Annotated in this window: 10 protein-coding genes and 1 tRNA gene; 8 read left to right on the forward strand and 3 right to left on the reverse strand. The window is 42.7% G+C overall.

Annotation, left to right across the window (positions count from 1 at the left end; all coding sequences use genetic code 11):
* Positions 1-177 precede the first annotated feature (177 nt).
* From IM500_RS08935 to tsaB, 4 genes are all read left to right on the forward strand, one after another.
* Positions 178-864, forward strand: coding sequence for a diacylglycerol/polyprenol kinase family protein (locus IM500_RS08935; RefSeq protein WP_190722346.1), 687 nt, complete (start codon positions 178-180; stop codon positions 862-864).
* A gap of 81 nt (positions 865-945) precedes the next feature.
* Positions 946-1,818, forward strand: a complete 873-nt coding sequence (locus IM500_RS08940; RefSeq protein WP_287738154.1) for an aldose epimerase family protein — start codon at positions 946-948, stop codon at positions 1,816-1,818.
* Positions 1,819-1,881: 63 nt separating this feature from the next.
* Positions 1,882-1,953: transfer RNA gene (locus IM500_RS08945), tRNA-Lys, on the forward strand.
* A 29-nt stretch (positions 1,954-1,982) separates the two neighbouring features.
* Positions 1,983-2,585: a tRNA (adenosine(37)-N6)-threonylcarbamoyltransferase complex dimerization subunit type 1 TsaB gene (gene tsaB / locus IM500_RS08950; protein WP_287738155.1), complete on the forward strand. Its 603-nt coding sequence runs from the start codon at positions 1,983-1,985 to the stop codon at positions 2,583-2,585.
* Here the strand turns inward: tsaB and IM500_RS08955 are convergent, their stop codons facing one another.
* Positions 2,586-4,211 carry a choice-of-anchor I family protein gene (locus IM500_RS08955; protein ID WP_287738156.1) on the reverse strand — a complete coding sequence of 542 codons (1,626 nt, stop codon included), beginning with the start codon at positions 4,209-4,211 and terminating at the stop codon, positions 2,586-2,588. It lies immediately after the preceding gene.
* 214 nt (positions 4,212-4,425) lie between these two features.
* Between IM500_RS08955 and cysE the strand changes: the two genes are divergently transcribed.
* Together cysE and uvrA are read left to right on the forward strand one after the other, a co-directional pair.
* Complete coding sequence (gene cysE / locus IM500_RS08960) at positions 4,426-5,199, forward strand: serine O-acetyltransferase (protein ID WP_190722342.1); 774 nt, start codon at positions 4,426-4,428, stop codon at positions 5,197-5,199.
* Between the two features lie 97 nt (positions 5,200-5,296).
* The gene (uvrA, locus tag IM500_RS08965; RefSeq protein WP_287738157.1) at positions 5,297-8,176 is read left to right on the forward strand and encodes an excinuclease ABC subunit UvrA; all 2,880 of its coding nucleotides are present in this window, start codon (positions 5,297-5,299) and stop codon (positions 8,174-8,176) included.
* Here the strand turns inward: uvrA and IM500_RS08970 are convergent.
* A complete protein-coding gene (locus IM500_RS08970) occupies positions 8,166-8,942 on the reverse strand; it encodes a class I SAM-dependent methyltransferase (protein ID WP_287738158.1) in 777 nt (258 codons plus the stop codon). The genes uvrA and IM500_RS08970 overlap by 11 nt on opposite strands.
* The gene (locus IM500_RS08975; protein WP_050766299.1) at positions 8,935-9,219 is read right to left on the reverse strand and encodes a hypothetical protein; all 285 of its coding nucleotides are present in this window, start codon (positions 9,217-9,219) and stop codon (positions 8,935-8,937) included. The genes IM500_RS08970 and IM500_RS08975 overlap by 8 nt, the downstream gene beginning before the upstream one ends.
* 254 nt (positions 9,220-9,473) lie before the next feature.
* On the opposite strand from IM500_RS08975, the gene IM500_RS08980 reads away from it, so the two are divergent.
* The gene (locus IM500_RS08980) at positions 9,474-9,770 is read left to right on the forward strand and encodes a hypothetical protein (RefSeq protein ID WP_045362253.1); all 297 of its coding nucleotides are present in this window, start codon (positions 9,474-9,476) and stop codon (positions 9,768-9,770) included.
* A 22-nt stretch (positions 9,771-9,792) separates the two neighbouring features.
* Positions 9,793-10,164, forward strand: coding sequence for a PIN domain-containing protein (locus IM500_RS08985; protein WP_287738159.1), 372 nt, complete (start codon positions 9,793-9,795; stop codon positions 10,162-10,164).
* Positions 10,165-10,313: the final 149 nt, after the last annotated feature.

A 10,313-nucleotide genomic window follows, 5' to 3' on the forward strand; every position in this document is an offset into this window, starting at 1 on the left:
ACCATAAGACCAGAACAGAGTAAATCTGGGGCGGCAGGTGCGAAAAACCTTCGGGACCCCAAGCAGAAACCTAAATCGTGAGGTTTGGGAATCACCGTCCGTTCACGGCGGTGAGGATGTCAACAATGTCACCTCGATCGCCTAAACTAATAGATAGTCAATTTTCGCTTTTGCCACGTGGAACTATCCCACTCTCTCCTATTTTCGATCGGTTTAGTCGCCTGTTACCTAGCTGTTCTGATTCTGATCGCTGAAAAATTAAAAAGTCTTTTCAGTACCGATGGCGAAATTACCCGCAAAGTTGTCCACATTGGCACAGGAAACGTCATCCTTTTGGCCTGGTGGTTAAATATCCCCGCTTGGGTGGGAATAATCGCGGCGATCCTAGCGGCAACTATCGCTATCCTATCCTATTTTTTCCCCATTTTACCCAGTCTTAATAGTGTCGGTCGCCGCAGTTGGGGAACTTTTTTTTATGCTGTTAGTATCGGTGTTCTCGTGGCTTATTTTTGGCCAATTTCTCACCCCGAATATGCGGCAATGGGTATTTTAATTATGGCTTTGGGAGACGGATTAGCGGCCCTAGTCGGACAAAATTTTGGTCAACATCCCTACAAAATTTTCGGCAGTGGCAAAAGTCTGGAAGGTTCCCTGACTATGTTAGTAATCAGCTTTTTAGTCAGCTTGATTATTTTATCTTTTATTAATGGCATTAATCCGCCAATTATTTTAGTATCTTTATTGACAGCGATCGGAGCTACTATTCTAGAAACTTTCTCGAAACTGGGTATAGATAATCTCACTGTACCCGTTGGTAGTGCCGCAATTGCCTATTTTCTTACTCAAATTTTCATCTCAAGCTAGGCTATCCCAGCTTTCAAGCTACCGAAGACCGACGATATTCACTGGTAACTGATAACTGATAACTGATAACTGATAACTGATATGACCTTTACGATCACTCAAAACCAAAATCAATATCTTACCTATTGTCTCAAGGATGAAGAAGCTGACGCTTATCTGGAAGTGGTTCCCGCTAGGGGAGGAATCATCACCCGTTGGCAAATTTGCGGAGAAGATATTTTCTATCTGGATAGAGAAAGATTCAAAGATCCTAACCTCAGTGTGCGCGGAGGAGTCCCGATTTTATTCCCTATCTGCGGCAACTTACCCGATAATACCTATCAACACCAAGGACGAAACTACACCCTCAAACAACACGGATTTGCTCGTGATTTACCCTGGCAAGTGAGCAAACAAAGCACCGAAACCGCCGCTAGTTTAACCCTAGAATTAAACAGTAATCCGGTCACTCGTCAAGTCTATCCCTTTGATTTTCAATTAATCTTTACCTATCAACTGCAAGGAAACAGCCTCAAAATTCACCAAAAAGTTATTAATCTTTCCCCCGAAAGAATGCCCTTTTCCATCGGATTCCATCCCTATTTTCAAGTCACCGATAAAACCCGATTATCCTTTGATATTCCCTCCTCCCAATACCTCGACCAACGCAGGAAAACCTTCCATTCCTACTCCGGCAACTTTGACTTTAATCTCGAAGAAATTGATGCCGCTTTTCCGCAAATTACTCGCCATCAAAGTAGTTTTAGTGATTCCTATCATCAACGTCAAATTATCCTCGGTTACGACGATCTCTATACAACTCTAGTTTTTTGGACCCTGAAAGATAAAAATTATATCTGTCTCGAACCCTGGAGCGCCCCCCGCAACGCCCTCAACACAGGCGAACAATTGACCTACTTAGAACCCCAGAGTAGCCGCGAGGCGATCGTGGAAATGCGAGTCAATCAAATTTAAATTTCCCCTTGACTTGGCCTCGATAAGATGTTATATTGATAAATCGTGTGCGGAACACGAAACGGGTCGCTAGCTCAGCGGTAGAGCACTCGGCTTTTAACCGATTGGTCTTGGGTTCGAATCCCAGGCGACCCATAAAAACTTACTAATACAGAAAGATTGACTTGTCTTCCCCGGTCTATGGATTAGCCTTGCATACCAGCAGTCCCCAACTAGGACTGGCCCTCTCTAATTTCAGGGATGATAGCCGTCAACAAACTTGGGACTTAGACAGGGATTTATCGAACCTATTCCACCCCTATCTAAAACAGTTCCTAGCCCCGCAAAAATGGGCAGATTTAGCCTTTCTAGCCACAGCTAAGGGGCCGGGTAGCTTTACCAGTACCCGCATCGGTATAGTCACCGGTAGAACCCTAGCACAACAATTACAGCTACCGATTTTTACCGTCTCCAGTTTAGCGGCCTTGGCTTGGTCACAACGGGATTTTTACCCCCTCGATAGCTATCTAGCCCTAGAAATGCCCGCCACTAGGGGAAAATTGTATGTGGGTATCTATCGGGGTAATCGGGTTTATTTAGCTGATAGCCTGATGACTCCGGAACAATGGCAGCAGACTTTAGAAAACTTAACTATTTCCTATCAAAGATTAGCTACACCCAGTTATTTAGGCATAAATGCCCCCGATATCCTCGATTTAGCCCATTTGAATTGGCAAACGGGAAAACGCCCCCATTGGTCGGAGGCGCTACCATTTTACGGGATGTGATTAGCAATTCCCTCTTTTTTTCAAACTACAACCAGCTAATCCGAGGGTTACTAATCCTAAAACTGCGCTAGGTTCTGGGACAGGTTTCACGGAATAAATCGCCACATTACGACTCACTTCATTGGCAACAATTAACAGGGGAGTACCATTAGGACTATCGGCAGCGGGAATAAACAATAATCCTTCGGGAGAGATATCCCCTAATTGCCAATCGTTGATATAATTAGTGAACAAAGGATTACTAGGGTTGGTGATATCATAAACCATGAAACCGCCAGCCCTTTCTATTCCCACAAAACTATAGAGACGATTACCCACAGTTCCTACTGCTAAACCTTCCGGTTCCGGCCCGCGGTTATCGCTACGACTATCGAAGCTGCTAGGAGTACCATCGGAATTAAAAATACTAGGAGTTAGGGGAGTTGCCGAAAAACCCGCCAAAATTTGTTCAAAATCATCGCCACTATCGAAGACTTGGGACAGTCCATTAGTGACATTCCAAATCGAAAAAGAACGACCACCATAGGCAAAAAGTTGGCTATATTGACCTTGGGCGTTAAGTCCGTCAATGCTAGAAACATCCAAACGGCCGAGATTTTGGGTTAATTTCAAGTTGGCCGCATTAGGGAAAGCATTGGGGTCTAAAGTTAGAGTAGAAACTCGTCGGGCCTCATTTCTAGTATCCCCTTCATTGGCAGTAATTAAATAGGTTTGTCCGGCGATGGTAACGGTAGCGATCGTATCCGGTTGATATAAGCCAAAAACCGGCCAATTATTAATATTTACCCCTCCATCTCGATCGCTAGGATCCAAACCATTACCCAGTGCGTTAAAATTTTTGGCTCCTAGGGGTACAATACTGGTGACTTGAGCGTTAGCAACATCGACTATCGCAATAGCATTATTTTCCTGTAGAGACACCCATGCAGAGATTCCATCGTCGGAAACGGTGATGTATTCTGGTTCCACATCTTGGGAAACCGTTTGACCGGGAAAAATACGGACTCCCTGACTTCTTAAAGTATTCTCTTGACCATTAAAACTATCAAAAGTAGCGGTGTTGACGGTGGGATTGAGAATACCAGAGCTAAGGTTAATGATACTAACGGAACCATCGGGATCGATCGCCCCTCTTGCTTCCCCTTCGTTAGCGACCAAAACCCGATTACCGTCAGGAGTAAAGGTTAACATATCTGGTAAAGCGCCCACAGTCACCTGACTCTGAAAGACACCATTAGTATTGAAAAATACTACACTGCCGTTATTGGTAATGGGATTAGCTGCCATGGCCAGGGCCACGATACCATTTTTGATGGCAACGCTGTTAACCCCTGCACCGTAGGAGCTAAGATCGATCGAGGGTAAGGGAATTGGACTAGCGGGATTACTGATATCGGCAATATCTAGACGATTATTGGGACCGGTCAGGAATAATTTTCGACTAGCGGGGTCATAAGCGGGAATTTCTGCCCCGAAGTTATTAGCAGCAATTGTAGTATTGCCAAGGCTGCTCAATCGGGTGATATTTAAAGCTGCGGCCGATTCGGTAACAATATTGATACTGCCAGCAATTGACAGCAAGGTTAATAAAAATTTCCCATGGTGACGATAGATAGCATGAATCATATTTTTAGCTGAAAAACTGCAAAAAAAGGCTAAACAATCGCATTTTTTCAGACCCAAGTTAAAGGAAGATTAAACAAGAGAGAAATTAAGGATATCTTCAAAATTTGGCCAAGAAAAGTAAAAGCGATCTAGGAGAAGGGGTTTCTCGAGCGTTTTTTAGTTGAACGGCTCATTTACCGGAGTGATAACATGGTTTAGTATAAGCTCGATCAATATGGAATCAAGACTCGTGTTATCTACTCTCCTAGCCGATTTCAAGATCATTTTTGAACGTGACCCCGCTGCCCGCAACTGGTTAGAGGTACTGTTTTGTTATCCCGGATTACAGGCTTTATTGTGCCATCGCTTCGCCCATTGGCTATATCAGATCGGGATTCCCTTTATTCCCCGTTTAATTTCCCATCTTGCCCGTTTTCTGACTGGTATCGAAATTCACCCCGGCGCCCAAATTGGTCAGGGTGTTTTTATCGACCATGGCATGGGAGTGGTCATCGGAGAAACGGCCATTGTCGGTGATTATGCCCTCATCTATCAAGGAGTTACTTTAGGAGGGACGGGGAAAGAAAGCGGTAAACGTCACCCGACTCTAGGGGAAAATGTGGTCGTCGGCGCTGGGGCTAAGGTTTTGGGTAATATTTATCTGGGTAATAACGTTCGCGTCGGTGCTGGTTCTGTGGTCCTGCGCGATATTCCCGCCGATTGTACCGTTGTTGGTGTACCCGGTCGTTTAATCTATCGGGCCGGGACGCGGGTGGAACCCCTCGAACACGGTGATTTACCCGACTCGGAAGCGGTGGCTATTCGCGCTTTGGTGGACCGCATTGAACAACTGGAAAAACAAGTGTATGAATTGCGGCTAGAACGGTCAAAAGAACCAGATTATCGGATTAATTGCCCAGTTTTAGCCCATTTAGAAGAAGAAGCGAGTCATAGCTGTGGTCCTGGGGCCGATCGAGATATGCGCGAGTTTCTCGAACGGGCGGTTTAACCCCGATAATCTTCTGATATGATAGAAGACTGGTTTTTTAGTAGCTGAAACCCATTCGTCAAGGCTATGATTGTTAAGGACTACTTGGCACCATCCGATGGCTCAAACTGACTCGATCCGTATCCGTGGCGCCCGACAACACAATCTCAAAAATGTTGATCTCGAATTACCCCGCAATCAGTTGATCGTTTTTACGGGAGTTTCGGGATCGGGCAAATCTTCCCTCGCTTTCGACACTATTTTTGCCGAGGGACAGCGCCGCTATGTGGAGTCCCTCAGCGCCTACGCGCGCCAATTTTTGGGACAATTAGATAAACCTGATGTGGATGCGATCGAGGGTTTAAGTCCGGCTATTTCCATTGACCAAAAATCCACTTCCCACAATCCCCGTTCTAGTGTGGGAACTGTAACGGAAATTTACGATTACTTGCGTTTATTGTTCGGTCGTGCCGGTGAACCCCATTGTCCCCATTGCGATCGCAATATTGCCCCCCAAACCATCGATCAAATGTGCGATCGAGTGATGGAATTAGCCGAGAAAACCCGTTTTCAAATCTTAGCCCCGGTAATTCGCGGCAAAAAAGGCACTCATAAGCAATTAATCTCTAGTTTGGCCTCCCAAGGCTTTGCCCGGGTGCGGATTGACGGCAAGGTAGTAGAATTATCCGAGGGCATCGAGTTAGATAAAAAACATCTTCATGATCTTGAAATTGTTATCGATCGCCTGATCAAAAAAGAGGGTTTACAGGAAAGATTAGTAGATTCTTTAACCACTTGTTTAAAGCATTCCGATGGTGTAGCGATTGTGGAAATTCTCGATGAGAATAACGAAGATAATCCCGAAGTTACCAAAGAAATTGTCTTTTCCGAGAAATTTGCCTGTCCCGAACACGGGGCAGTTATGGAAGAATTATCCCCCCGTTTATTCTCTTTTAATTCTCCCTATGGTGCTTGTCCCAACTGTCACGGATTGGGCAGTTTACGGAAATTTTCGGCAGATTTAGTCATTCCAGACCCAAAACAACCGGTATATTCTGCTATTGCCCCCTGGTCAGATAAGGATAACTCCTACTATCTTTCTCTCCTCTACGGTTTAGGGCAAGCTTTAGGTTTTGAAATTCAAACCCCTTGGCAGAAACTAACAAAAACCCAGCAAGATATCATTCTCTATGGGAGTAAAGAACCGATCTATTTTGAAGATGATTACCGTTATGATACTGGCCGCGGTTACTATCGAGAATTTGCGGGAGTTATCAATATCTTAGATAGAAATTATCAAGAAACCACCTCGGAAGTTATTAAACAAAGACTAGAGAAATATATTGTTAACCAAACCTGTGAAGTTTGCCACGGAAAAAGATTAAAACCGGAAGCTTTATCGGTACGTTTAGGACAATATACGGTCACGGATTTTACTGGAGTTCCGATTCGGGATTGTTTGCAGAGAATTAATGATTGTCGTTTAACCCCCAGACAAGCATTAATTGGGGAATTAGCTCTCAAAGAAATCAAAGCGAGACTACAATTTTTAATCGATGTGGGATTAGATTATCTTACCCTCGATCGACCGGCGATGACTTTATCTGGGGGAGAATCCCAACGAATTCGATTAGCCACTCAAATCGGTTCGGGATTAACGGGAGTACTATACGTTCTCGATGAACCTAGCATCGGATTACACCAAAGAGATAATAGTAAACTGTTAGAAACCCTGCAAAGATTGCGAGATTTAGGTAATACTTTAATTGTCGTCGAACATGATGAAGAAACAATTCGGGCAGCCGATTACGTGGTCGATATCGGTCCGAAAGCGGGGATTCATGGCGGAGAAATCATCTGTCAAGGCAGTTTTGAAAACCTTTTAAAGTCCAAAAAATCGATAACAGGGGCCTACTTATCGGGACGCAAGGTTATTGAAACTCCTCCCCAAAGAAGGGACGGGAATGGTAATGCTTTAGTCTTAAAAAATTGCCATCAAAATAACCTAAGAAATATTGATGTAACGATTCCTTTAGGAAAATTAGTCTCGATTACGGGGGTATCTGGTTCGGGCAAATCCACCTTAATTAATGAGTTATTATATCCGGCTTTACAACATCATTTAACCCGTTTAACTCCCTTCCCCAAAGAGTTAGATAAAGTGGCAGGATTGGACGCGGTTGATAAAGTAATTGTCATTGACCAATCACCGATAGGACGCACTCCTCGGTCAAATCCTGCCACCTATACGGGGGTTTTTGACATTATTCGCGAGATTTTCACCGAAACCATCGAAGCAAAAGCTAGAGGTTACAAAGCGGGGCAGTTTTCTTTTAATGTTAAGGGAGGACGCTGTGAAGCTTGCCTAGGCCAAGGGGTAAACGTCATCGAGATGAATTTTCTCCCCGATGTCTATGTGCAGTGTGATGTGTGTAAAGGGGCGCGTTACAATCGGGAAACCCTACAGGTTAAGTATAAAGGTTATTCGATCGCCGATGTCTTAGATATGACGATCGAGGAAGCATTAAAGGTCTTTGAAAATGTCCCCCGGGCCACCACCAGATTACAAACTCTCGTGGATGTGGGTTTAGGATACTGTAAACTCGGTCAAAGCGCTCCCACTTTATCCGGTGGGGAAGCACAAAGGGTGAAATTAGCGGCCGAATTATCCCGACGGGCCACGGGAAAAACCCTATATTTGATCGATGAACCGACTACGGGGTTATCTTTTTATGATGTGCATCATCTCTTAGATGTGTTACAAAGATTGGTCGATAAAGGTAATTCGATTATCGTCATCGAACATAATCTCGACGTGATTCGCTGTAGCGATTGGATTATTGACTTGGGACCGGAAGGAGGGGACAAGGGAGGAGAATTAATCGCGGTGGGAACACCGGAAACCGTGGCTAAATGTGAACAATCCTACACCGGTCATTATCTTGCCCAAGCATTACTTCAATATCCCCCAAAAAAGCAGGATAATATTAGGGAATAACACAGAGATAATAAAGCCAATGATCAAGATTAGTATTTAACTCTTGTTCGCTTTTAATTTCCTGACCGGTTTTCCAAGAATAAATTTTAATATCTTGAAAGTAAGACCTTAACTGTCTTAATTGTTCTTTGGGGGTGGCGTAATAATTTCGGAGACGAAAATTATGGGGTTCATCCCGAATAATTGCATAGTCAGCAGTCAATAACTGTTCGTAGCTAAGAGAGGGATTACAGGCACGCAAAATCGCCCAGAGGACTAAATTGACATAGCTACTAAAAGGATTGAAACTAATCTTTTTTTTCCAATCGAATTCTGGGATAATTCCCTGAAGATTATGACTAGAAAAGCAAAAATAACCACCCGCTTTACCGATGCGGCTAATTTCCTCTAAAACTAGGAAACGGTCAGCAGGGGAAATATAATCAATGCCATTAAAACTAAAGAGAATAAAATCAAAATAATTATCCGCAAATTGTTCTAGATTTCTAGCATCGGCCACTTGCCAGACTAAATGGGGGAATTTTTGACGACAAGCGGCGATCATTTCCGTAGAATAATCAACACCGATATATTCTCCCACAAGAGGGGCAAAATACTTCGTAGTCCGTCCCGCACCTACCCCTAAATCAAGCATTTTCATCGTTGATAAATGCTCTTGCAGCAGGGTTAAAATTGTCTTTTCTGCTGGCTGTAGTGCGGTTAATTGGGCATAATAACCGACAATACTAGGGTCTCTATAGGTTTGCTGATTTTTGTCCTTAATCATTCTTGAGCGCTCTTTCCTCATAATCTGGCTGTTTTTCTCTTACTAATAATTCACCTTCCCAACCGCCAATTACTTCTTCAAAAAAGCCTTCTTGCCATTGGCTAAATGTAGTTTTTTCTTCTTTTTCTTTTAGAGATATTGGCTGATCAACTAAGGTGACTTCTAAATCTGTGTTTTTAAGTTCATGCGGTAAAGATATTTGTAATGTTCCATCTTCTCCTACACGGGTTTTAAAACTAATTGTTTTCATGGTTTCGGCTAAGGTTACTACTATCATAAGGATAGTGTAATATGTCCTCGTCCGACAAGGTGCGTCCCTTGCGATCTTTTAACCATAAAGACATCTTCACCCCAAACAGGTTCGACATCGCAGAAATCACCATCCGATGAGAATGGTGATACATCCCACTCAAGACACCGTTACGCCGCTTTCTTCTCTTCGAGATCGAACTCACGATGTTGCATAACCACGAGAAACTTGATATATTGGCAGTTGATAAATATTATTGAAAATTTACTGGCGGCATAAATATGTTATCAACTGATGTCAGACAAAAATCGATGATTAAGAGAATTGAGCAAGTTGTTTCTATTTTAATGGAAGACCGTCCTTTCTTTAAAGAGGAACTTAATTATTCAGAAATAGTGAAACATTTGGTTGAATTATTTGAAAAAAATTTACCTTTTGAGGAATTTAACACTATGTCAGAGGCAGAACTGAAAGAGCATTGTAGCTTTATTATGTCCACAGAAATCCTGTCAAAAATTGGCGGCGATTTTACTCCTGAACAAATGGCTATTTTCGATGAAGCAATTAAGCGTAAATAGGTAATTATCAGTTATTCGCTAGATACTAATTAAGCGTGATCTTAAAGTTTATCAAAAAATTGAAAATGTCAAAGCTCAAATAAAAAGTATCTTTATCAGTTGCATTACTTATTTTGAAATTAAGAGGGGATTTTTGGCAGTTGCTGCACCTAAACAAAGAGAAAGATTTAACCAACTTTGTCAGGATTATCAAATTATTTTATTAGATGATTTAGCTATTTTAGAAAAAGCAGCCGAAATTCATGCTGATCTTAGATTAAGAGGATTACCCATACAAACAGAAGATATTTTAATTGCTGCTACTGCTATAGTTAAAAGTTTAGTTGTTGTTTCTAATGACAGTGATTTATTGAGGGTTGAAGGATTAAGTTTAGAGAATTGGGTAGAGTTATAAATTGAACCCAATCTTTAATTCATCCGCCATATTTTAATAGCTTGAGTCAGTAAAGACGTGCGTTACACTACGTTAACGCACCCTACAAAATTGGCTTGAGTCAGTAAAGACGTGCGTTACACTACGTTAACGCACCCTACAAGATCGGC

It is taken from the genome of Microcystis sp. M179S2 (assembly GCF_020245805.1).
GTDB lineage: Bacteria > Cyanobacteriota > Cyanobacteriia > Cyanobacteriales > Microcystaceae > Microcystis > Microcystis aeruginosa.